Raw genomic sequence first — 23,182 nt, forward strand, 5'->3', positions numbered from 1 at the left:
GTTTTTTGTCTCGTGAAACCTTTGTTGAAGCGTTGTTGATTATAGGCCTGCTGAAATACAGATCTTTTCCAGAAGCCGGTAATCATCATGTCTTCCATCGTCGATACACCTTATTCACAGCAGCCTCAGCCAAAATCGGGCTGGCAGCTTTTTAAAAGTCTTGCATCCGGTGAATATATGCCTGGCCTCGCCTGGCAAAACCCGTCGTATCGACGTAAATTCATGTTACGTTCACTGGCAACACCATTCAGTACCACACGCCTGCTGGCAAGCCTGGCAAAACAACCACGCCTGATGCAAATGATGCAGGTCCAGCCTGGGTTGCCGTGCCGTTTACATCGCCCGTGGCTGTCTGTGAACATGAATCGTCAGAAAACCCTCGACGCACTGGCCTGGCATTATCAGACAATGAATTCAGTTCTTCCCACCGCGTTGATGAATGGGTATTTATCCAAACAGGGTGTGACGTTACTGACTCTGACGGGAAAAGACGAGCAACAGTTTACCATTCGCCTTTGCGCCGATGCGTTCCTTGATAAAGAGGGCGAAGCGACGCTGGCGTTTTGCGATCGGGAAAACACCGTTCTGGCCGAGATGACCTTTACGCTTTGCCAGTTTGAGGGGAAATCGACGCTGTTTATCGGTGGCATGCAGGGCGCAAAAGCCTTTGTGCCGCATGAACTGATTCAAGGTGCAACCAAAGCCTGCCACGGCCTGTTCCCGAAACGTCTGCTGGTGGAAGCCGCCATGACCCTGGGCGCAGTCTTCCCGGTTGAGCAAATTTTAGCGGTCAGTAACGCTACGCATATTTATCGCAGTTGGCGTTATCGCAAGAAAAAAGAAGGCAAACTGCTGGCGGATTACGACAGTTTCTGGCGCTCCATCGGTGGCGAACAGCACTCAACCGGGAATTTCTCGCTCTCGCTCGCAATGCCCCGCAAGCCTATGGAAGATATCGCGAGCAAGAAACGCTCCGAATACCGCCGCCGCTATGAGCTTCTGGACAGCCTGATCGATCAGGTCAATCAGGCCGCACGCAGCTAATCGGCTTTCCCGCGTGCCAGCCACAGCACGCGGGAAAACATTTTCCGCAGCAGCGTTGGCACGGACTCAACGCCCCTTCTTCCTGCCTCCGCCGCAACTTCTATCGCCAGATCGGGTTTTGACGAGCGATGAATCGCTTTTGTAATTACCCGTCGCATGTTCATCGGCACATTAACCGGAATCATCGCCACCCGGTGAAAAACGTCATCAAAACCCTGACGATACATAAAGTGTTCCATGTCCATCGCCGGTAATGCCGTGAGATGCACGCGCTCCTCTTCCCCGCTATTACTCAGCACACTGCGCACGGTACTGGCATACTTTTTCCCGGCTTCATCACCATCCACCAACACGTGCCATTCGATGCCCATACGGCTCGCGAACTTGAGCAACGGCTTTAGCCCCGACTGGGCGAACTCAATGACTTTGATGCCTTCTGCATCGAAATGATGCCCACACTGTCGCGCCAGTTCGTTGATCACCCAGGTTTCAGTTTCCCCTTCAACCAGGAGCCAGCAGCGAGCAAACAACGACGACGCGCGATTGAAACGGATATGAAATGCAATGCGGCGACCATCTTCGGCGCTCAGGCCGCCAGGGCCGAGGCGGAACGCCGTGACGCGGGAAGACTCACGTACCAACCTACAGACGTGCTCGACGGGCGTTAATGAAAGCAGTTCACCGGAATTGGTGGTGGTAATGCGCTGGAGCGGCAGTAAATTGAGCAGATGCCACGCTACCGAGAGCATGATTGGATGCAGCCGCGTTTCCGGATCTTCGACGAGCAGCAGCGGACGGGCATCTTTGTCGAGCTGAACGTTGCCTTTCGCCTGCAACAGCGTGGAGAACAATCCCAACAGGATGACGCGATGCGTGCGCCCGCCGGGTTTATCGATCATCCGGTTGATAATATCCAGATAGCGCCAGCTGCGCTGCTCGTCATGCGAACGGCGGCGCATCAGGCGGATATGCGTTTGCGATGTTCCCTGCTCAGAAAAGTAGTGCTCCAGCAGTTGCACCATCGCTGACAGCCCCTGACGAATCTGCCCGTCAGTCAGATTCTGCGGACGCGCCACCAGCTCGCGCGCCAGAAAATCCAGCTCCCGGGCCGTCACTTCGACTTCAGGCAAATGAGGCACCGTACCGTTACGGATCCGGCGCATAAAACGCGCATCCCGTAGACGTAACACCGGCATCAGGCGCACCAGATGGCGAGCCTGTTCGTCGATATTTTCAAGCTCAATTTGATGACCTTTGGCATCCATAAACCCGCGCAGCGTCAGTACGGTGTCGTCTTGCGCCAGTTCACCTTCCAGACGGTAAAAAATGCGCTGGTAATTGTCGTCACACGGCACCCAGCAGGGGGAAAGCGGACGGTAGCGCCGAACGCGATGGCGACCGGGTTCAAGTTCGCGGAAGGTCAGAATGATATGCAGATGACGTTCTCGCCCCTGAATATCGCCGGGCGGGAACCAGAAATCTTCCCGAACAAAGCTGTACAGTTCCGATTCGGGCGCAAGCAATAAGGTTAATGCATCCAGAAGACTGGATTTACCCCAGGCGTTTTCACCGATCAGAACGTTGTTCTGTTCCAGCATCAGCGACAAACGATTAATGCCGCGAAACCCGACAATCTCCACACGCTCGAGAAGCATATAACCCCCGCGAATCAGCCACTTTTTCCTTTAAGTTATCAGGAGTATAGCGCCCAGCAGCAAGACAGAACACTTTGGCGTCGGTTTGTTAATTGTCCCATTGACTTAAAATCAGAATTTGCTCGCAAGCTTTCGTTTGAAATAGGCCCAATCGCGAAAGATACTACGCGTCCAGAATTGGGCTACGCTTTATTTTTGTCCAATTCCAATAATGATTAACATCACATTGCCTTAAATCAAATTAACAGAATTTATTTAAGTGGCGAGGCTAGGTTATTGCTTTTTAAAATATCGGCTCTTTGAGTCGTCATCCCTTTAGGCGATAGATAACCATACGCAGAACAGCATATGGAATTTAACGAGGTGGTTATGTTTAGAAAATTAGCGGCGGAATGCTTTGGTACATTCTGGTTGGTATTTGGTGGCTGCGGTAGCGCAGTGCTAGCGGCAGCATTTCCGGAATTAGGAATTGGTTTTGCAGGTGTGGCCTTAGCCTTTGGTTTAACAGTTTTAACCATGGCATTTGCAGTCGGTCATATTTCTGGTGGTCACTTTAACCCTGCCGTGACATTAGGTCTGTGGGCTGGTGGTCGTTTCCCGGCAAAAGAAGTGATTGGCTATATTATTGCCCAGGTTGTCGGCGGCATTATTGCGGCGGCGGTTCTGTATGTTGTCGCCAGCGGTAAAGCGGGCTTTGATGCGGCAGCGAGCGGTTTTGCCTCAAACGGTTATGGCGAACACTCTCCAGGCGGCTTCTCAATGCTGTCAGCGATTGTGATTGAAATTGTGCTCACCGCCGGTTTCTTGCTGGTGATTCACGGCGCGACGGACAAAAATGCGCCAGCGGGTTTTGCGCCGATTGCTATCGGCCTGGCGTTAACCCTGATTCACCTGATCAGCATTCCGGTGACCAATACGTCGGTTAACCCGGCACGCAGTACCGCCGTCGCTATCTTCCAGGGTGGCTGGGCGCTTGAGCAGCTGTGGCTGTTCTGGGTGATGCCAATCATCGGCGGTATTTTGGGTGGCGTGCTGTACCGTACCCTGCTTGAAAAGCGTAACTAATTCCGTTCTTTACTCTGCCGGGTAGCCATTGCGCCACCCGGCATTTATTTTGCATCTTTACTGAGCAGTCTTTATTGGGTAGTGTCTCTGGCGCTATTCAGTTACTTATAAAGGACAGGCTGTTCATGTTTTCAGGACTTTTAATCATTCTGCTGCCGCTGGTAGTGGGCTACCTTATTCCCCTTCGTCACGCCTCCGCATTAAAACTCATTAATCGCTTTTTGAGTTGGATTGTTTACGTCATCCTTTTTTTCATGGGGATAAGCCTAGCATTCCTGGATAATTTGGCCGCCAATCTGCTGTCTATTCTCCATTATTCCATTGTCACTATTGTGGTTATTCTGGTGTGTAATATTGCCGCACTACTGTGGCTGGAACGGACGATTCCGTGGAGAAATCATCACCAGCAAGAAAAATTGCCCTCAAGAATTGCAATGGCGCTCGAATCATTAAAACTGTGCGGCGTAGTATTGCTGGGTTTTCTGCTCGGCCTGATGGGGTTTGCATTTTTACAGCACGCGACGGAAGCCAGTGAATATACATTGATTTTCCTGCTGTTCCTGATAGGCATCCAACTGCGTAATAACGGCATGACGCTGAAACAAATTGTGCTGAATCGCCGAGGAATGATGGTCGCCGTAGTCGTCGTGGCAAGCTCTATGGTCGCGGGTGTCATTAACGCATTTATTCTCGATCTGCCGCTGAAAACGGGCCTGGCGATGGCATCCGGATTTGGCTGGTATTCGTTGTCCGGTATTCTACTCACCGAATCATTTGGCCCAGTTATTGGTAGCGCCGCGTTCTTTAACGATCTGGGGCGAGAACTGATCGCGATTATGCTCATTCCGGGGCTGGTGCGTCAAAGCCGCTCTACGGCGCTCGGCCTGTGCGGAGCCACGTCGATGGACTTTACGCTGCCTGTTTTACAGCGTTCGGGTGGGCTGGAGCTGGTGCCCGCCGCCATCGTTCATGGTTTTATATTGAGTCTGCTGGTGCCGATTCTGATGGCTGTTTTCTCCGCCTGATACCTCTCTGGCGGTAGCTCTCTACCGCCAAAATTGCGCTAAATCAATATCCCTCTACTTTATAGAAGAAAGACCTTTTCTACGTCCCGCCATGCGCATAACCTTAAACATGTATCTAAAATATAACTTTAACAGGTGTGATTATGTTTTGTGTGCAATGTGAACAAACCATCCGTACCCCTGCCGGAAACGGCTGCTCCTACTCGCAAGGTATGTGCGGTAAAACCGCAGAAACGTCTGACCTGCAAGATCTCCTGATTGCGGCCCTGCAAGGCCTGTCCGCCTGGGCCGCAAAAGCGCGTGAATACGGCATTGTGGATCACTATGTCGATAACTTCGCACCGCGCGCTTTTTTCTCCACGCTGACTAACGTTAACTTCGACTCTCCACGCATCGTGGGCTACGCGCGTGAAGCCATTGCCCTGCGCGAAGCGCTGAAAGCACAAAGCCTGAATGCAGATGCCAATGCTGCGGTAGATAACCCAATGGCTGACCTGCAGCTGGTGAGCGACGATCTGGGCGACCTGCAACGTCAGGCGGCAGAATTCACCCCGAACAAAGATAAAGCGGCCATCGGTGAGAACATTCTCGGCCTGCGCCTGCTGTGCCTGTACGGCCTGAAAGGTGCGGCGGCCTATATGGAACACGCCCACGTCCTCGGTCAGTACGACAACAACATTTACGCCCAGTACCACAAAATCATGGCGTGGCTGGGTACCTGGCCTTCCGATATGAACGCTCTGCTGGAGTGCTCAATGGAAATCGGCCAGATGAACTTCAAAGTGATGAGCATCCTGGATGCAGGCGAAACCGACACCTACGGTCACCCAACGCCAACGCAGGTGAACGTCAAAGCGACTGCCGGTAAGTGTATTTTGATCTCCGGTCACGATCTGAAAGACCTCTACAATTTGCTGCAACAAACCGAAGGGACAGGCGTTAACGTCTACACCCACGGCGAAATGCTGCCCGCACACGGCTATCCTGAGCTGCGCAAATTCAAACATCTGGTCGGGAACTACGGTAGCGGCTGGCAGAATCAGCAGGTGGAATTTGCTCGCTTCCCCGGCCCAATCGTGATGACCTCAAACTGCATTATCGATCCGACCGTCGGCTCTTATGACGATCGTATCTGGACCCGCAGCATCGTCGGCTGGCCGGGTGTCAGTCACCTCGAAGGTGATGATTTCGCACCGGTTATCACCCAGGCGCAGCAGATGGCGGGCTTCCCGTTCAGCGAAATCGAGCACATGATCACCGTGGGCTTTGGTCGCGAGACGCTGCTGGGCGCTGCTGATTCTCTGATCGATCTGGTGAGCCGCGAAAAACTGCGTCACATCTTCCTGGTTGGCGGCTGTGACGGCGCACGCGGCGAACGTAACTACTTCACCGATTTTGCCACCAGCGTCCCGCAGGATTGCCTGATCCTGACCCTGGCCTGCGGTAAATACCGTTTCAACAAACTGGACTTCGGCGATATCGAAGGCCTGCCGCGTCTGATTGATGCCGGTCAGTGTAACGATGCCTACTCAGCGATCATTCTGGCCGTGACGCTTGCAGAGAAACTGGGCTGCGGCGTGAACGATCTGCCGCTGTCTCTGGTGCTTTCCTGGTTCGAGCAGAAAGCGATCGTGATCCTGCTGACCCTGCTGTCGCTGGGCGTCACCAATATCGTCACCGGCCCGACCGCGCCAGGCTTCCTGACCCCGGATCTGCTGGCCGTGTTGAACGAAAAATTCGGTCTGCGTTCCGTGACGACCGTAGAAGAAGACATGCAGCAACTGCTGAGCGCGTAAGGAGGATTTATGACGATGCCAACCTCACAATGTCCGTGGCGGATGCAGGTTCATCACATCCATCAGGAGACGCCGGATGTGTGGACGCTTTCACTGCTGTGCCATGACTTTTATCCGTACCGTGCCGGTCAGTATGCGCTGGTCAGCGTTCGCAACGCGGCGGATACCCTGCGCGCATACACGATTTCCTCGACGCCGGGCGTGAGCGAGTACATTACGCTCACCATCCGCCGTATTGATGAGGGCGCTGGCTCGCAGTGGCTGACCAACGACGTCAAGCGCGGGGATTATATTTGGCTCTCCGACGCGCAGGGTGATTTCACCTGCGACGACAAAGCCGATGATAAATTCCTGATGCTGGCTGCGGGTTGTGGCGTGACGCCGGTGATGTCGATGCGTCGCTGGCTGGCAAAAAATCGTCCGCACGCTGACGTGCAGGTTATTTTTAGCGTGCGCTCTCCCGAAGATGTGATTTTTGCCGACGAATGGCGAAATTATCCTGTGACGATGGTGGCAGAAAATAATGCGACTCACGGCTTTGTGGCCGGTCGTCTGAGCCGTGAACTGCTGCAAAGTGTGCCGGACATCGCATCGCGTACGGTGATGACCTGCGGCCCCGCGCCGTACATGGACATCGTCGAAAAAGAGGTACAAGCGCTCGGCGTCACTCGCTTCTTCAAAGAGCAATTCTTTACGCCCGTAGCTGAAGCCGCGACCAGCGGCGTGAAATTCACCAGGCTGCAACCGGCGCAGACCTTTTTTGGACGCGTTGGCACCACGCTGCTGGAAGCGCTGGAAAGCAACAAGGTTCCGATTGTCGCTGCCTGCCGCGCTGGCGTGTGCGGTTGCTGCAAAACGAAAGTGGTTTCCGGTGAATATACCGTCAACAGCACCATGACGCTGACGGAGGCAGAAATCGCCGACGGCTACGTGCTGGCCTGTTCCTGCCATCCGCAGGGAGATTTGGTGCTGGCGTAACGTCGTTCCCGCCTGTTAAAACGCAAAAGGCCAGCATCAGCTGGCCTTTTTATTGAGATTATTTCTACGCGGCTTGTGCAGCAGTGAACATCTGAAGGCATGCAACACACATCGTGCGTCCCTTTCTAAGCCGCCTGTACGGCAGTGAACGACGCCCGGCGGTGACATCTGCGCATGTAATTTTTCTAAGCTGCCTGTACGGCAGTGAACCGCTTGTTGTCAGTGAACAACGCCAGCACTGTTTTCTAAGCTGCCTGTACGGCAGTGAACAGGGCGCTCAGCTGATGTGATCGACGCATTCGTTTCTAAGCTGCCTGTACGGCAGTGAACAGGGGCCGAGGTTCCTGATAATGACTTATTTTTTTCTAAGCTGCCTGTACGGCAGTGAACCAATTCCAATGGTGGGATCTGAACTCGGGGTATTTCTAAGCTGCCTGTACGGCAGTGAACTTGTATCCTGGAAATACCGTTACCGGGTCGGGTTTCTAAGCTGCCTGTACGGCAGTGAACCGTGTACTGGCACAACCGCATGAACGGGGAATTTTCTAAGCTGCCTGTACGGCAGTGAACAATTCAACTATACATTCCGGGTCGTCCCCTTCTTTCTAAGCTGCCTGTACGGCAGTGAACCCTCGCACAGCGTCATTATCGCAACTGAGCATTTTCTAAGCTGCCTGTACGGCAGTGAACGTCTGCGTACTGTCTGGTCAGTGTCCTTAAGTTTTCTAAGCTGCCTGTACGGCAGTGAACAGTGAAGTTGTGAATTTTTACAGCGATGGAAATTTCTAAGCTGCCTGTACGGCAGTGAACAGCGCTTCGGCCAATGTGATATCTTCTGTTGTTTTCTAAGCTGCCTGTACGGCAGTGAACACAATGTCGATACGATGCCAGTCACTGGCGCATTTCTAAGCTGCCTGTACGGCAGTGAACGCGTCAGAGATTTGACGCTGTTTATCGGTCAGTTTCTAAGCTGCCTGTACGGCAGTGAACCTTCTAGGGTAGACCGTCATTTTAGTTGGATCTTTCTAAGCTGCCTGTACGGCAGTGAACCGGGGTAATCACGTACATCATCAACGATGCGCTTTCTAAGCTGCCTGTACGGCAGTGAACGCGGTGTTCTATCATGGCGTTGTAGCGCGCAATTTCTAAGCTGCCTGTACGGCAGTGAACATTTACGTGGTGGATACTTTTCTGTGGTACATTTTCTAAGCTGCCTGTACGGCAGTGAACATGCGCTGAAAGCCGCTGGTAAGCCGACTGATTTTCTAAGCTGCCTGTACGGCAGTGAACTGAAGCAATCTACAACTTTCTTTTTGATATACAAAGTGAAATTCGATTCCAGCTAGCCAAACCCTTTTTTCGCAGATGTTTATTCCACTTATAAATATCAATAACTTAAATAGCACCCACAAAAAAGGGTTCCGAAGAACCCTTTTTATAGATGCTCGTTTTTATCTCGACATCACACTCGCGCTGTCCGGATAAAACCTTATTTCCAGGCCGGATCTTTGGCTAAGGCATAACGCCCTGCACCCAAGAACGCGACGGCCAACGCGCCAATAAAGAAATACACCAGGCTTTCGATCGCCCATGCGCCTACTGCATCCAGCGCGAACGTTTTGCCTGTGCCAACCATCAGCCAGGCGACAATCATCGTGAAGGCCAATACCAGCGCTGCCGGACGCGTCAGAATGCCCAGCACAATCAGCACAGGCGCAACCACTTCACCAATTAACACACCATAAGCGATAAACCCGGGTAATCCTTTAGCCACCAGCATGCCGCTAATGCCATCCACGCCGCCAATCAGCTTGTGCAGCCCGTGAAACAGCATGAGTCCGCCCACCGCCAGTCGCAGTAACAGCTTGCCAAAATCTTCATGCGTTAGCGTTTTATTAACAGCAATTAACAATGATTTAACCATCTGAAATGATTCCTGTTTTTACTTGAAGTTTCATCAGAATATGACGAATTGTTGCACAATGAAAGTAACTATTAATCAGGGGGATTTGACGGGCAGAACGGCCATTTTCTTCTAAGCTTGTAAGCGTTATCACATAACGGAGATGGACACCCATGAAACAGACCGTAGCGGCTTACGTCGCGAAAACGCTGGAACAAGCCGGAGTGAAACGCATTTGGGGCGTGACTGGCGATTCTCTGAACGGATTAAGCGACAGCCTGAACCGAATGGGCACCATCGAATGGATGCCGACGCGCCATGAAGAGGTCGCCGCGTTCGCCGCTGGCGCGGAAGCGCAGTTGACAGGTGAATTAGCCGTTTGCGCCGGATCGTGCGGCCCAGGCAATTTGCATTTGATTAACGGCTTGTTCGACTGCCATCGCAACCACGTTCCGGTGCTGGCCATTGCGGCGCATATTCCGTCGAGCGAAATTGGCAGCGGCTATTTTCAGGAGACGCATCCGCAGGAGCTGTTCCGTGAATGTAGCCACTACTGCGAGCTGGTTTCCACCCCCGAGCAAATCCCGCAGGTGATGGCGATTGCGATGCGCAAAGCGATCCTCAATCGCGGCGTTTCGGTCGTGGTTTTACCGGGCGATGTGGCCTTGAAAGCCGCGCCAGAAGGAGCAAGCACGCACTGGTATCCCGCGCCGCAGCCGGTTGTCACGCCAGCTGAAGAAGAGCTGAAAAAACTGGCGCAGCTTTTACGCTACTCCAGCAACATTGCCCTGATGTGCGGCAGCGGCTGCGCGGGCGCGCATAAAGAACTGCTGGAATTTGCCGGAAAATTAAAAGCACCGATTGTTCACGCCCTGCGCGGCAAAGAACATGTGGAGTATGACAACCCTTACGACGTGGGGATGACCGGCCTGATCGGTTTCTCCAGCGGCTTCCATACGATGATGAACGCCGACACGCTGGTGCTGCTCGGCACGCAGTTTCCCTATCGCGCGTTCTATCCCACGGACGCGAAAATCATCCAGATCGATATTAATCCCGGCAGCATTGGTTCGCACAGCAAGGTCGATATGGCGCTGATTGGCGATATCAAAGCCACACTCACGGCCCTGCTCCCGCATCTGGAAGAGAAAACCGATCGCAAATTCCTCGACAAAGCGCTCAGTGATTATCGCGACGCACGCAAAGGGCTGGACGATCTCGCTAAACCAAGCGAAAAGGCGATTCATCCGCAGTATCTGGCACAGCAGATCAGCCATTTCGCCGCTGATGACGCCATCTTTACCTGCGATGTGGGCACCCCCACCGTCTGGGCCGCGCGTTATCTGAAAATGAACGGGAAGCGCCGACTCATCGGCTCCTTCAACCACGGTTCAATGGCCAACGCCATGCCGCAAGCGCTGGGCGCAAAAGCCACCGCGCCAGAGCGTCAGGTTGTCGCCATGTGCGGCGACGGCGGATTCAGCATGTTGATGGGCGATTTTTTGTCGGTAGTGCAAATGAAACTGCCGTTGAAAATTGTGGTGTTCAATAACAGCGTGCTGGGATTCGTGGCGATGGAGATGAAGGCCGGTGGCTATCTGACTGACGGCACGGATCTGCACGATACCAACTTTGCAAAAATCGCCGAAGCCTGCGGTATCACGGGCATTCGCGTGGAAAAAGCTGCGGACGTGGACGAAGCACTACAACGCGCATTTTCCATCGACGGCCCGGTGCTGGTGGATGTCGTGGTGGCCAAAGAAGAACTGGCGATCCCGCCGCAAATCAAACTGGAGCAGGCCAAAGGCTTTAGCCTCTATATGCTGCGCGCCATTATTAGCGGTCGCGGTGACGAAGTGATGGAGCTAGCAAAAACCAACTGGCTCAGGTAAAAATATCCTTTTAAAGTCATACGCAAAATCATTCGTGATGCGTCAAGGCGGCGAGCCTGAAAACCCCAGGAACACAGAACGTGACTGGGGTTTGCGGGTGCCGCTAACGCGAAGGCGTGAAAGATGCGTGTATATAAGGATATGCCATGATTGATTTACGCAGTGATACCGTTACCCGTCCGAGTCGAGCCATGCTTGAAGAGATGATGGCCGCGCCGGTCGGGGACGACGTGTACGGTGATGACCCAACGGTCAACGAACTCCAGCGCTACGCCGCGGAATTAAGCGGTAAAGAGGCGGCGCTGTTCCTGCCCACCGGCACGCAGGCCAATCTGGTGGCATTGCTCAGCCATTGCGAGCGCGGCGAAGAGTACATTGTTGGCCAGGGCGCGCATAACTATCTGTACGAAGCCGGTGGCGCAGCGGTGCTCGGCAGCATTCAGCCGCAGCCGATTGACGCCGCGTCTGACGGCTCCCTGCCGCTGGATAAAGTCGCGGCCAAAATCAAAGCCGACGATATTCACTTCGCACGGACCAAACTGCTCAGTCTGGAAAATACCCATAACGGGAAAGTGCTTCCGCGTGAATACCTGAAAGCCGCGTGGGAGTTTACCCGCGAGCGCCATCTGGGGCTGCACGTCGACGGCGCGCGCATCTTTAACGCCGTGGTGGAGTATGGCTGCGAGCTGAAAGAGATCACCCAATACTGCGATACGTTCACCATTTGTCTTTCCAAAGGTCTGGGAACGCCGGTCGGCTCGCTGCTGGTGGGCGATGCGGATTACATCAAGCGCGCCAATCGCTGGCGTAAAATGACCGGCGGCGGCATGCGTCAGGCCGGGATTTTGGCCGCAGCCGGATTGTATGCGCTGAAAAACAACGTCGCGCGTCTGAAAGACGATCATGACAATGCCGCGTGGATGGCGACTCAACTGCGTGAAATCGGCGCGGACGTGATGCGTCACGACACCAATATGCTGTTCATTCGCGTGGGTGATGAAAACGCTGCCGCGCTGGGTGAATTTATGAAATCCCGTGGCGTGCTGATCAACGCTTCCCCAGTAGTGCGCCTGGTGATGCACCTTGACGTGAGTCGCGAACAGCTTTCTGACGTGGTGAAACACTGGCAGGCCTTTTTACAGCGCTAAGGAGCACACCGTGCCGCAACGTATTCTGGTGCTCGGCGCCAGTGGCTATATCGGTCAGCATTTGACGTCCGCATTAAGTGAGCAAGGACATCAGGTGCTGGCGGCGGCACGCAACACTGAGCGCCTCCAGAAGCTAAACCTGCCCAACGTCAGCTGTCACAATGTCGATCTCAACTGGCCGAAGGAACTGCCCGTCCTGCTGGAAGGCGTCGATACGCTCTATTACCTGGTGCACAGCATGGGCGAAGGCGGTGATTTTATCGCGCACGAGCGCCAGGTGGCGTTGAACGTACGCGATGCTCTGCTGGAAACGCCCGTTAAGCAGATTATTTTCTTAAGCTCGTTGCAGGCGCCTGAAAGCGAGCAGTCCGATCACCTGCGCGCGCGCCAGCTTACGGCGGAAACGCTGCGCAGTGCCGATATTCCGCTCACCGAATTACGTGCCGGGATCATCGTGGGCGCAGGGTCAGCGGCTTTTGAAGTGATGCGCGATATGGTTTACAACCTACCGATTCTGACGCCGCCGCGCTGGGTGCGCTCCCGCACCACGCCGATTGCGCTAGAAAATCTGCTGCATTATCTGATGGAACTGCTGAATCATCCCAGCACGCAACATCGCGTGCTGGAAGCGGCCGGACCGGAAGTGCTGAGCTATCAGGAACAGTTTGAGCATTTTATGAGGGTCAGCGGGCGTCGCCGCTTGCTGGTGCCCATCCCCTTCCCGACCAGTTGGATCTCCGTCTGGTTTTTGAATGTGATTACGTCCGTTCCGCCAACGACGGCCAAAGCGCTGATCCAGGGGCTGAAACACGATCTGCTGGCCGATGACCGCGAACTGCGCGCGCTGATCCCCCAGGATCTGATTCGTTTCGACGACGCCGTGCGCAACACGTTAAAAGAAGAAGAAAAACTGGTGAACTCCAGCGACTGGGGTTACGACGCGCAGGCCTTTGCACGCTGGCGTCCGGAGTACGGTTATTACGCCAAACAGGCGGGATTCACGGTGAAAACCAGCGCCAGCCTTGAAGCCCTCTGGGAAGTGGTCAATCAAATTGGCGGCAAAGAGCGCTATTTCTTTGGCAATATTCTTTGGCAAACGCGCGGGATGCTGGATCTGCTGGTAGGACACAAGCTGGCAAAAGGCCGTCCAGCACACGCCATGCTCCAGCCAGGCGATACGGTCGATAGCTGGAAAGTAATCATCGTTGAGCCAGAAAAACAGCTGGCGCTGCTGTTCGGCATGAAAGCGCCCGGCCTTGGGCGGTTATGCTTTACGCTGAAAGACAAAGGCGATCATCGTGAACTGGACGTGCGCGCGTGGTGGCATCCGCACGGAATGCCGGGGCTTTTTTACTGGCTGTTGATGATCCCGGCGCACCTGTTTATCTTCCGTGGCATGGCAAAACGGATTGCGCATCTTGCAGAACACAAGTCAGAAAAAGTCTGATTAAAACTCTGATTCTTTCACCTTTCCCATTGCATCGTGGCGTGATTCACGGAAGAATGCGCACGAAATTCTTTTCAACACAGTGGATTGATATGAAGGTACTGGTTACCGGCGCCACCAGCGGCTTAGGCCGAAATGCGGTCGAGTTTCTGCGCAACAAAGGCATCAGCGTTAGAGCCACCGGTCGCAACGAAGCGATGGGTAAACTCCTGCAAAAAATGGGGGCTGAATTCATCCAGGCCGACCTGACGGAGCTGGTTTCTTCGCAGGCAAAAGTGATGCTCGCCGGAATCGATACGCTGTGGCACTGCTCCAGTTTTACCTCGCCCTGGGGAACGCAGGAAGCCTTTGACCTCGCGAACGTTCGCGCCACCCGCCGTCTGGGCGAATGGTCTGTCGCGTGGGGGGTGCGTAATTTTATTCATGTCTCCTCGCCGTCGCTCTATTTTGACTATCACCATCATCGCGACATTCAAGAAGATTTCCGCCCCGCGCGGTTCGCCTGTGAATTTGCACGCAGCAAAGCTGCCAGCGAAGAGGTCATCGATCTGCTGGCGCAGTCAAACCCACATACGCGCTTTACCGTCCTGCGTCCGCAAAGCCTGTTTGGGCCGCACGATAAAGTGTTTATCCCGCGTCTGGCGCAGATGATGCATCACTACGGCAGCGTGCTGTTGCCGCGCGGTGGCGATGCGCTGGTGGATATGACCTATTTTGAAAATGCGATTCATGCGATGTGGCTGGCGAGTCAGCCGGAGTGCGATCATCTTGTTTCAGGGCGCGCGTATAACATCACCAACGGCGAACCGCAGAGCCTGCGTAACATCGTGCAGCGTCTGATTGACGAGCTGAATATTCACTGCCGCATTCGTTCTGTGCCGTACCCGATGCTGGACATGATCGCCCGCAGCATGGAGCGTTTTGGCAATAAATCGGCCAAAGAGCCCGCACTGACCCATTACGGCGTGTCGAAGCTCAATTTTGATTTTACGCTGGACACCACGCGTGCTGAAAATGAGTTGGGGTATAAGCCGATCGTCACGCTGGACGAAGGCATTGTGCGCACGGCGGCGTGGCTGCGCGATCACGGCAAACTGCACCGCTAACGCGAATTATCCCTGCCCGTACTTTTCTAATAACGCCTCGGCAATCGCCATGGACTGCGCATCCGCAATACCGTTCCAGACCTCGGGACGGTAGTGCATCTGAAACGCCATAATGACCCGTTTCTTCTGTGCCTCAGTGCTATTTTCCGGCACTTCATACCCGTAACGCGCCAGCAGATCGAGCAGTGCGTCAGGCTCTACGCTCTGATACGGGGGCTTTCCGTTGAGATAAAACGCGACGCGGGCCGGATCGGGCCATGCGCCAATCCCCTGCTGGGCGAGGGCGTGCCACGGGAATAGCGGGCCGGGATCGTCTTTGCGCTGCGGGGCTATATCAGAATGCGCCACCACGTTCTGCGGCTTGATGTCGTACCGGGCGATAATGTCTTTGGCGAGCGGAATGAGCGCGGCGATTTGCGCAGGTTCAAACGGGGTAAAGGTCTTCACGCTACCCGTTTTCTGCCAGCCCCGATTTTCCAGCTCAATGCCAATCGACGTATCGTTAATACGGTTCGTTCCGCGCCAGAAACTCACGCCCGCATGCCAGGCCAGTTCGCTTTCAGGCACCAGTTGCCAGATGCGCGGTTTGCCATCCGGTGCAGGCGGTTTTGCGGGAATAAGATAATGGGAACTAACGTGTTTATCGGTCAGCGTGGCCAGCGAACTGTCGAAATCATCAGCCGTATAATGGATGACCAGCACTTTGATGCGCGGATACGCTGCCTGCGCCTGATGGCGAGTATCCAGCTCATACGCCCCTTTATCGACGATGCCCTTTTCTCCCGCGCATCCCACAAGCAGCAACGCCAGCAGGGAAAGGGACAGCAAACGTTTCATCGACGCGTTTTCACCGCGGTACCGCTGACGCTCACCATCAGCATGCTGGCGTCTTTACCGACCGTTTCATAGTCGATATCAATCCCCACCACAGCGTCAGCGCCCAACGCTTTGGCCTGCTCGCCCAGCTCTTTAAACGCAATTTCACGCGCTTTGCGTAGCTCTTTTTCATAGGCTCCGGAACGTCCACCGACGATATCGCGGATGCCCGCAAAAAAGTCGCGGAAAATATTCGCACCCAGGATCGCCTCACCCGTCACCACGCCGCAATACTCGACAATCGGTTGTCCTTCCAGCGTAGGGGTTGTTGAAAATTGCATTGTGTCTCTCCTTTTTACCTATCCTGAACCCGCCGTGTGGCGACATCACATCGGCAACCCGACGAATGACGGGTATACCGTTCAATGCCTTAGCGCATCACTTCCCCAGCATTATCGGTTCGTTACGCTATGATTGAAAGGATAGTTAATCATTAAGGAAATCAACATGCGCTATTCTGCTTTGACGCTTTTGGTGCCCTGCGCGCTGCTGCTCAGCGCCTGCACCACGCCTGTTACACCGGCTTTCAAGGATATCGGAACCCGCAGCGGCCCTTGTATTGACGGCGGTCCTGATGCGGTAGCCCAGCAGTTCTACGACTACCGAATTCAGCATCGCAACAACGACATCACCGCCCTGCGCCCGTATCTGAGCGACAACCTGGCGAAACTGCTGAGCGATGCCACCCGCGACCCGCAGCACAACGCGCTGCTTCAGTCCGATCCGTTCTCCAGTCGCACCACGCCGCCTGACAGTGCGAAGGTTGCCAGCGCCTCGACCATCCCAAATACCGACGCGCGAAACATCCCGTTAAGAGTGAAACTGACTCAAGGCGACCAGTCCTGGCAGGACGAAGTTCTGATGATTCGCGAAGGCCAATGCTGGGCAATTGATGACGTCCGCTATATCGGTGGCAGCGTCCACGCCCCGGCTGGCACGCTGCGCCAGTCGATTGAAAATCGCTGAGTAAAAACCGTAACCCCCGTAAAATGTCCGGCATTTCATGAGGAATGCCGACATTTATTCTCGCCCCATTTGCCTTCCGCTATTTTGTGCTATGTTTAGATAGAATTACGGGTTATATTTAACTTTTAACGCATAAATATTGCATAACTATTCTGTCAACGGTACTATCTGCGGCCTCAATTGCTATAGATTGCCTGGATGAGTAAAGACTGCCCCGATGAGTATTCAACTAAACGGCATTAACTGCTTCTACGGCGCACACCAGGCGCTGTTCGACATCACGCTGAACTGCCCCGAGGGCGAAACGCTGGTTTTACTTGGCCCAAGCGGCGCAGGTAAAAGCTCGCTGCTGCGCGTCCTCAATCTGCTTGAAATGCCACGTTCCGGCACGCTTGCTATCGCCGGAAATCACTTTGATTTTGCCAAAACGCCGTCTGAGAAAGCGATCCGCGATTTGCGTCAGAACGTCGGCATGGTCTTTCAGCAATATAATCTCTGGCCGCATCTGACCGTGCAGCAAAACCTGATTGAAGCGCCCTGCCGCGTGCTGGGTTTAAGCAAAGATCAGGCGCTGGCGCGTGCCGAAAAGTTACTGGAACGTCTGCGCCTGAAACCGTACAGCGACCGCTATCCACTGCATCTTTCTGGTGGTCAACAGCAGCGCGTCGCCATTGCCCGTGCGCTAATGATGGAACCCGCTGTACTGCTGTTCGATGAGCCAACTGCCGCGCTGGATCCGGAAATTACCGCCCAGATCGTCAGCATCATCCGCGAACTGGCTGAAACGAATATCACGCAAGTCATCGTGACGCACGAAGTGGAAGTGGCGCGCAAAACCGCCAGCCGCGTGGTGTATATGGAAAACGGTCTTATCGTCGAGCAAGGGGATGCGAGCTGCTTCACCGCTCCGCAAACTGACGCCTTTAAAAACTATTTATCTCACTGATGTGTTAGGGAAAATGATAATGAAAAAAGTATTGATTGCCGCACTGCTTGCTAGCATCAGCCTTTCCGCTACCGCAGCACAGAGCATCCGCTTTGCCACTGAAGCCTCGTATCCTCCGTTTGAGTCTATCGATGCGAACAACAAAATTGTCGGCTTTGACGTGGACCTGGCCAACGCGCTGTGTAAAGAGATCGACGCGACCTGCACCTTCGCCAACCAGTCTTTCGATAGCCTGATCCCAAGCCTGAAATTCAAGCGCATCGACGCAGTGATGGCCGGTATGGACATCACCCCAGAGCGTGAAAAACAGGTTCTGTTCTCAACGCCTTACTACGACAACTCCGCCCTGTTCATCGGTCAGAAAGGCAAATTTGCCTCTATTGATCTGCTGAAAGGCAAAAAAGTCGGCGTACAGAACGGCACGACGCACCAGAAATTTATCATGGATAAACATCCGGAAATCACCACCGTGCCTTACGACAGCTACCAGAATGCGAAACTGGATCTGCAGAATGGTCGTATCGACGCGGTCTTTGGTGATACTGCGGTAGTCACCGAATGGCTGAAAGCCAACGATAAGCTGGCGCCAGTCGGCGATAAAGTGACCGACAAAGATTACTTCGGCACAGGTCTGGGCATCGCGGTACGTCAGGGCAACACTGAATTGCAGCAGAAATTCAACGCTGCTCTCGAAAAAGTGAAAAAAGACGGCACCTACGAAACCATCTATGCCAAATGGTTCCAGAAGTAAGATCTGATGAACGAATTTTTTCCTCTAGCAAGCGCCGCCGGGATGACCGTCGGCCTTGCCGTTTGTGCACTCATTATCGGTCTGGCGCTGGCGATGGTCTTTGCGGTGTGGGAGTCAGCGAAATGGCGCCCAATCGCATGGATTGGCTCCGCGTTGGTCACCGTCCTGCGCGGACTGCCAGAAATTCTGGTGGTCCTGTTTATCTATTTCGGCTCTTCACAGCTGCTGCTGACGCTGTCTGACGGCTTCACGCTAAACCTGGGTTTTGCCCAGATTCCCGTGCAAATGCAGATCGAGAACTTTGACGTCAGCCCGTTCCTGTGCGGCGTGATCGCGCTTTCTCTGCTCTATTCCGCCTACGCGTCGCAAACGCTACGCGGTGCGCTGAAAGCGGTTCCGATTGGGCAGTGGGAATCCGGTCAGGCGTTGGGTTTATCTAAGACGGCGATTTTCTTCCGTCTGGTAATGCCTCAGATGTGGCGTCATGCCCTGCCGGGCCTGGGAAATCAGTGGCTGGTATTGCTGAAAGATACCGCGCTGGTGAGCCTGATAAGCGTGAACGATTTAATGCTACAGACCAAAAGCATTGCCACCCGCACCCAGGAGCCCTTCACCTGGTATATCGTTGCGGCGGCTATCTACCTGGTGATCACGTTACTCAGTCAGTACGTTCTGAAACGCATTGACCTGCGCGCCACGCGCTTTGAACGGAGACCCGGCTGATGCTTGAGTATTTACCTGAGCTGATGAAAGGGCTGCACACCAGCCTGACGCTCACCGTGGCGTCCATCGTGGTGGCTCTGATTCTGGCGCTGATTTTTACCATCGTTCTGACGCTCAAAACGCCGGTGCTGGTGTGGATTGTTCGTGCGTACATCACTCTGTTTACGGGTACGCCGCTGCTGGTGCAGATCTTCCTGATTTACTACGGTCCGGGCCAGTTCCCGACGCTGCAGGAATACCCGGTTATCTGGCATCTGCTGTCTGAACCCTGGCTTTGCGCGTTGATTGCCCTGTCGCTAAACAGCGCGGCGTATACCACGCAGCTTTTCTATGGCGCGATCCGCGCCATTCCAGAAGGCCAGTGGCAATCCTGCGGCGCGCTGGGGATGAGCAAGAAAGACACGTTGGCGATCCTGCTGCCGTATGCGTTTAAACGCGCGCTCTCTTCCTATTCCAACGAAGTGGTTCTGGTGTTTAAAAGCACCTCTTTGGCTTACACCATCACATTGATGGAAGTAATGGGTCACGGACAGCTGCTGTACGGTCGCACCTATGACGTCATGGTGTTTGGTGCTGCAGGCCTGGTTTATCTGATTGTGAACGGTCTGCTGACGCTGATGATGCGCCTTATTGAGAACAACGCGCTGGCCTTTGAGCGCAGAAATTAATCAATAAACTGCATAAACTGTGAATTTGAAAGACGGGCAAGTCTAACCACTGCCCGTCTTTTTTTATAAACTAAATAATATTTAATCATTTTTATTGCATACAAATTCAATAAATGGCATTGTTGATTTATGCCGAAGACACGGCGCATAAGACAGATTGACAGACGGGAGCAGTAAAATGAAAAAGTACGTTCTGGCCGCATTACTGGCAACTTTCGCCGCTGGCGCATCAGCCGCAGATAAAATCAGCTTCGGCGTTTCCGCCACCTATCCGCCATTTGAATCGCTGGATGCCAGCAACCAGATCGTGGGTTTTGATATCGACCTGGCGAAAGCGCTGTGCAAACAAATGCAGGCCGACTGCACTTTTACCAACCACGCGTTCGACAGCCTGATCCCGGCGCTGAAATTTAAAAAATACGATGCGGTCATTTCCGGCATGGACATCACGCCAGATCGTAGCAAACAGGTCTCTTTCACCGACCCGTACTACGCTAACTCTGCGGTCGTTATTGCGAAAAAAGACGCCTACAAATCCTTCGCCGATCTGAAAGGCAAACGCATCGGGATGGAAAATGGCACCACGCACCAGAAATATCTGCAGGACCAACATCCTGAAGTCAAAACCGTGGCTTACGATAGCTACCAGAACGCGATTATCGACCTGAAAAATGGCCGTATTGATGGTGTGTTTGGCGATACCGCCGTGGTGAATGAGTGGCTGAAAACCAACCCTCAGTTGGGTAAAGCGACGGAAAAAGTGACCGACGCGCAGTACTTTGGTACAGGCCTTGGCATCGCGGTTCGCCCGGATAACAAAGCCCTACTGGAAAAACTGAACGGCGCGCTGAAAGCGATTAAAGCCGACGGCACTTACCAGAAAATCAGTGACCAGTGGTTCCCACAATAATCACGTCTCGCCGGGCACTCGCCCGGCTTTTTATTACCGATTTACAACGGTACATAAAAGCGGAAACGCGCCCCGCTCGCCGCCTCCATCAGGTTAATCCCGCCGCCGTGCAGCTCCAGCATCCTTTTCACGATCAGCAGCCCTAAGCCACCACGATTTTCTCGCGATGCCTGCTGACTCAGCGCAGACGGGCGCTGGAATAGATCGTCCCGTAACGCTGCTGCAATTCCCGGTCCGCTGTCCGTCACTTCTACCTGCAATTGCTGATTTTCCTGCCACACCGCCAGGCGAATATCACCGCCCGCAGGGGTATGACGCATGGCGTTATCCAGCAGATTCGTCACCACCCGCTCGATCATAGAGACGTCGGCATTGACCAGCGGCAGCCGCCCAGGCACATCAATATGCAGGCGAAGCTCGCGGGTCTGCGCGGTCAGCTCGAACTTCTGCGCCACATCGGAAATCAGCTCGCCCATCGCAAAGCGTTCGCGCTGCGGTTTGATGCCGCCATATTCCAGGCGCGCCAGCTCAAACAGCTGCTGCGAAAGATGCCGCACCTTTTGCCCCTGTCGCAGCGCCGTGGCCAGATACTTCTGGCTCTCTTCTGCCGTCAGGGTCGCAGATTTCATCGACAGCGTCTCCAGATACCCCAACAGCGAAGTGAGCGGCGTGCGCAAATCGTGAGAAATATTGGCGATAAACTCCCGGCGCTGGCGGTCACTGTCGGCCAGCTGATCCCACTGAGACGTAATCTTGCGCGCCAGTTCGATAAAGGTGTTGCGCAGCAGCGTCACCTCATCACCCGTGCTGTTTTCGAGCGGCTGGTCTGCAAGCTGTTTAATCGCGCTGATGCTGTCCTGCTCCAGACCGGAGACTTCCGCCGTCAGGCGCTTGACCGGTTGCGTCACCCAATAGCGCACCAGCAGGCCCGCCAGCAGGCCAAACAGGGCCACCAGCAGCAACGACCACATCGCGGTGCTCCACAGCGTTTTGTGCCACGCCATGTCCGCGAGTGCATTAAATTCTTCACCTTGCAGGATGATGTACAAATAGCCGCGAAGCTGGCCGTCCTGGCGAAGCGGCGTGGCGCTGAAGACTTTTTGCTTATCGAGACTGCGCGGATCGTCGCCATACACCGGCCACGTTTCGCCGCTAAGGAAATTTTGCAGCGGCTCAATCGCAATGCGTTGCCGCTGAATGTGCCCCGGCGGGGCCGCATCAGCCAGCAGCTCGCCGTCCGGCGAAATCACATACAGCTCAACGCTGGGGTTGAAGGTCATCAGCCGATCGAAAAGCGGTTTAAGACGACTGCGATCAACCTTGCCTTGCGCATCAAGAATCGACTCGCGCTGGGCAATCTGCTGCGCCAGCCCACCCGACAGGCGCTGGACCATGGCGTTGCCGTACTGCATGCTGGTGTAGAGCTGCACCACGCAGGCCACAGCCGCGCTAAGCATCAGCAACAGAATAAACAGCAGCGTGAGCCGCTGGCTGAGGCTAAACCGCCGCGTCATGAGTCAACTCCGCAAATTTATAGCCTTTGCCCCAGACGGTACGAATAATTTCCGGCTCGGCGGCGTCTTTTTCTATCTTGATCCGCAGGCGGTTGATATGGGTGTTGACGGTGTGTTCGTAGCCTTCGTGCTGATAGCCCCAGACCTGCTCAAGCAAAGCCAGACGCGAGAAAACCTCGCCGGGATGTCGGGCAAAGAAATACAGCAGCTCAAATTCGCGTGGGGTGAGCACCACCTCTTTGCCGTTCAACTGTACGCTGCGCAAAAGCGGATCCAGCGCCAGGCCGTGCGCACAAATTTGCCCGTTGGTTTGCGCCTGCCCCATCGCCTGCTGGCGACGAAACAGCGCTTTAATGCGGGCAATCAGCTCCTGCACGGAAAAGGGTTTCGCGAGATAGTCATCCGCGCCGGTTTCCAGCCCCGTGATGCGGTCGGTTTCGCTGCTGCGGGCGCTGATAATAATGATGGGCAGATATCGGGTGAGCTGGCGAATGCGACGACAAATCTCCAGCCCGTCAACGTGAGGCAACATCAGATCGAGGATCACCGCATCCCATTGCGCCTGCTCAAGCAGCAGCAACGCTTTGGCACCGTCGACCTCATGGGTGATGACGTAACCTTCGTCTTCAAGATGTAAACGCAGGAGAGACGCGATATCGCCGTCGTCTTCCACCAGCAGAATCTGTTTTGCCGCCGCCATCAGTAAGCCTTTTTCAGTGTTTAACCGTTAAAGCTTACCTGATTTTGGGCGGCAGAAGAGTTCACATTT

General features: G+C 54.3%; 21 protein-coding genes and 1 CRISPR repeat array. Of the genes, 15 read left to right on the forward strand and 6 right to left on the reverse strand.

From position 1 onward, the window contains the following. Positions 1-87 precede the first annotated feature (87 nt). Positions 88-1,044, forward strand: a complete 957-nt coding sequence (locus tag AC07RN_RS02950) for a VirK/YbjX family protein (protein ID WP_478335532.1) — start codon at positions 88-90, stop codon at positions 1,042-1,044. Here AC07RN_RS02950 and AC07RN_RS02955 read toward each other — a convergent pair. Next, positions 1,041-2,699 carry an ATP-dependent endonuclease gene (locus tag AC07RN_RS02955; protein WP_478335533.1) on the reverse strand — a complete coding sequence of 553 codons (1,659 nt, stop codon included), beginning with the start codon at positions 2,697-2,699 and terminating at the stop codon, positions 1,041-1,043. The genes AC07RN_RS02950 and AC07RN_RS02955 overlap by 4 nt on opposite strands. Positions 2,700-3,047: 348 nt before the next feature. Between AC07RN_RS02955 and aqpZ the strand changes: the two genes are divergently transcribed. From aqpZ to hcr, 4 genes are all read left to right on the forward strand, one after another. After that, the gene (gene aqpZ / locus AC07RN_RS02960; RefSeq protein WP_478335534.1) at positions 3,048-3,764 is read left to right on the forward strand and encodes an aquaporin Z; all 717 of its coding nucleotides are present in this window, start codon (positions 3,048-3,050) and stop codon (positions 3,762-3,764) included. Positions 3,765-3,889: 125 nt separating this feature from the next. After that, positions 3,890-4,789 (forward strand): LysO family transporter, encoded by a 900-nt coding sequence (locus AC07RN_RS02965; protein ID WP_478335535.1) that lies wholly within the window; start codon positions 3,890-3,892, stop codon positions 4,787-4,789. Between the two features lie 143 nt (positions 4,790-4,932). Then, positions 4,933-6,585 (forward strand): hydroxylamine reductase, encoded by a 1,653-nt coding sequence (hcp, locus tag AC07RN_RS02970; RefSeq protein ID WP_478335536.1) that lies wholly within the window; start codon positions 4,933-4,935, stop codon positions 6,583-6,585. A 9-nt stretch (positions 6,586-6,594) separates the two neighbouring features. Continuing rightward, positions 6,595-7,563 (forward strand): NADH oxidoreductase, encoded by a 969-nt coding sequence (gene hcr, locus AC07RN_RS02975; protein WP_012016789.1) that lies wholly within the window; start codon positions 6,595-6,597, stop codon positions 7,561-7,563. 61 nt (positions 7,564-7,624) lie between these two features. Next, positions 7,625-8,853: direct repeats of the CRISPR family, unit length 28 nt; unit sequence TTTCTAAGCTGCCTGTACGGCAGTGAAC. 199 nt (positions 8,854-9,052) lie between these two features. On the opposite strand, the gene AC07RN_RS02980 is transcribed toward hcr, so the two are convergent. Continuing rightward, entirely contained in the window at positions 9,053-9,487 is a 435-nt protein-coding gene (locus AC07RN_RS02980) for a DoxX family protein (protein WP_012016788.1), read from the reverse strand. A 152-nt stretch (positions 9,488-9,639) separates the two neighbouring features. Between AC07RN_RS02980 and poxB the strand changes: the two genes are divergently transcribed. From poxB to AC07RN_RS03000, 4 genes are all read left to right on the forward strand, one after another. Continuing rightward, on the forward strand, positions 9,640-11,358 hold the full coding sequence (gene poxB, locus AC07RN_RS02985; RefSeq protein WP_012016787.1) for a ubiquinone-dependent pyruvate dehydrogenase: 1,719 nt from the start codon (positions 9,640-9,642) through the stop codon (positions 11,356-11,358). Positions 11,359-11,504: 146 nt separating this feature from the next. Next, positions 11,505-12,506 (forward strand): low-specificity L-threonine aldolase, encoded by a 1,002-nt coding sequence (ltaE, locus tag AC07RN_RS02990; RefSeq protein WP_478335537.1) that lies wholly within the window; start codon positions 11,505-11,507, stop codon positions 12,504-12,506. Between the two features lie 10 nt (positions 12,507-12,516). Beyond that, positions 12,517-13,953, forward strand: a complete 1,437-nt coding sequence (locus tag AC07RN_RS02995) for an SDR family oxidoreductase (RefSeq protein WP_012016785.1) — start codon at positions 12,517-12,519, stop codon at positions 13,951-13,953. A 92-nt stretch (positions 13,954-14,045) separates the two neighbouring features. Beyond that, on the forward strand, positions 14,046-15,059 hold the full coding sequence (locus AC07RN_RS03000) for an NAD-dependent epimerase/dehydratase family protein (RefSeq protein ID WP_235135201.1): 1,014 nt from the start codon (positions 14,046-14,048) through the stop codon (positions 15,057-15,059). A gap of 6 nt (positions 15,060-15,065) precedes the next feature. Here the strand turns inward: AC07RN_RS03000 and AC07RN_RS03005 are convergent, their stop codons facing one another. Next, positions 15,066-15,896, reverse strand: a complete 831-nt coding sequence (locus AC07RN_RS03005) for an N-acetylmuramoyl-L-alanine amidase (protein ID WP_449553613.1) — start codon at positions 15,894-15,896, stop codon at positions 15,066-15,068. Beyond that, entirely contained in the window at positions 15,893-16,216 is a 324-nt protein-coding gene (locus AC07RN_RS03010) for a heavy metal-binding domain-containing protein (RefSeq protein WP_012016782.1), read from the reverse strand. Before AC07RN_RS03010 ends, AC07RN_RS03005 begins: the two co-directional genes overlap by 4 nt. 166 nt (positions 16,217-16,382) lie before the next feature. Here AC07RN_RS03010 and AC07RN_RS03015 point away from each other — a divergent pair, with 166 nt between their 5' ends. The 6 genes from AC07RN_RS03015 to artJ all read left to right on the forward strand — a co-directional run bounded on the left by AC07RN_RS03015 (position 16,383) and on the right by artJ (position 20,899). Then, positions 16,383-16,901 carry a lipoprotein gene (locus tag AC07RN_RS03015; RefSeq protein WP_235135199.1) on the forward strand — a complete coding sequence of 173 codons (519 nt, stop codon included), beginning with the start codon at positions 16,383-16,385 and terminating at the stop codon, positions 16,899-16,901. Positions 16,902-17,118: 217 nt separating this feature from the next. After that, the gene (gene artP / locus AC07RN_RS03020) at positions 17,119-17,847 is read left to right on the forward strand and encodes an arginine ABC transporter ATP-binding protein ArtP (RefSeq protein ID WP_012016780.1); all 729 of its coding nucleotides are present in this window, start codon (positions 17,119-17,121) and stop codon (positions 17,845-17,847) included. Positions 17,848-17,866: 19 nt separating this feature from the next. Next, positions 17,867-18,598 carry an arginine ABC transporter substrate-binding protein ArtI gene (gene artI, locus AC07RN_RS03025; protein WP_478335538.1) on the forward strand — a complete coding sequence of 244 codons (732 nt, stop codon included), beginning with the start codon at positions 17,867-17,869 and terminating at the stop codon, positions 18,596-18,598. Positions 18,599-18,604: 6 nt separating this feature from the next. Beyond that, positions 18,605-19,321 (forward strand): arginine ABC transporter permease ArtQ, encoded by a 717-nt coding sequence (gene artQ, locus AC07RN_RS03030; RefSeq protein ID WP_012016778.1) that lies wholly within the window; start codon positions 18,605-18,607, stop codon positions 19,319-19,321. Beyond that, complete coding sequence (gene artM / locus AC07RN_RS03035; RefSeq protein ID WP_478335539.1) at positions 19,321-19,989, forward strand: arginine ABC transporter permease ArtM; 669 nt, start codon at positions 19,321-19,323, stop codon at positions 19,987-19,989. The genes artQ and artM overlap by 1 nt, the downstream gene beginning before the upstream one ends. Before the next feature lie 178 nt (positions 19,990-20,167). Then, a complete protein-coding gene (gene artJ, locus AC07RN_RS03040; protein ID WP_478335540.1) occupies positions 20,168-20,899 on the forward strand; it encodes an arginine ABC transporter substrate-binding protein ArtJ in 732 nt (243 codons plus the stop codon). 41 nt (positions 20,900-20,940) lie between these two features. On the opposite strand, the gene AC07RN_RS03045 is transcribed toward artJ, so the two are convergent. Both AC07RN_RS03045 and AC07RN_RS03050 read right to left on the reverse strand, forming a co-directional pair. Next, complete coding sequence (locus tag AC07RN_RS03045) at positions 20,941-22,413, reverse strand: sensor histidine kinase (protein WP_478335541.1); 1,473 nt, start codon at positions 22,411-22,413, stop codon at positions 20,941-20,943. Further along, the gene (locus AC07RN_RS03050; protein ID WP_478335542.1) at positions 22,397-23,113 is read right to left on the reverse strand and encodes a response regulator transcription factor; all 717 of its coding nucleotides are present in this window, start codon (positions 23,111-23,113) and stop codon (positions 22,397-22,399) included. The genes AC07RN_RS03045 and AC07RN_RS03050 overlap by 17 nt, the downstream gene beginning before the upstream one ends. Between the last annotated feature and the right edge of the window lie 69 nt (positions 23,114-23,182).

Source organism: Lelliottia sp. GFLA7, assembly GCF_056490165.1.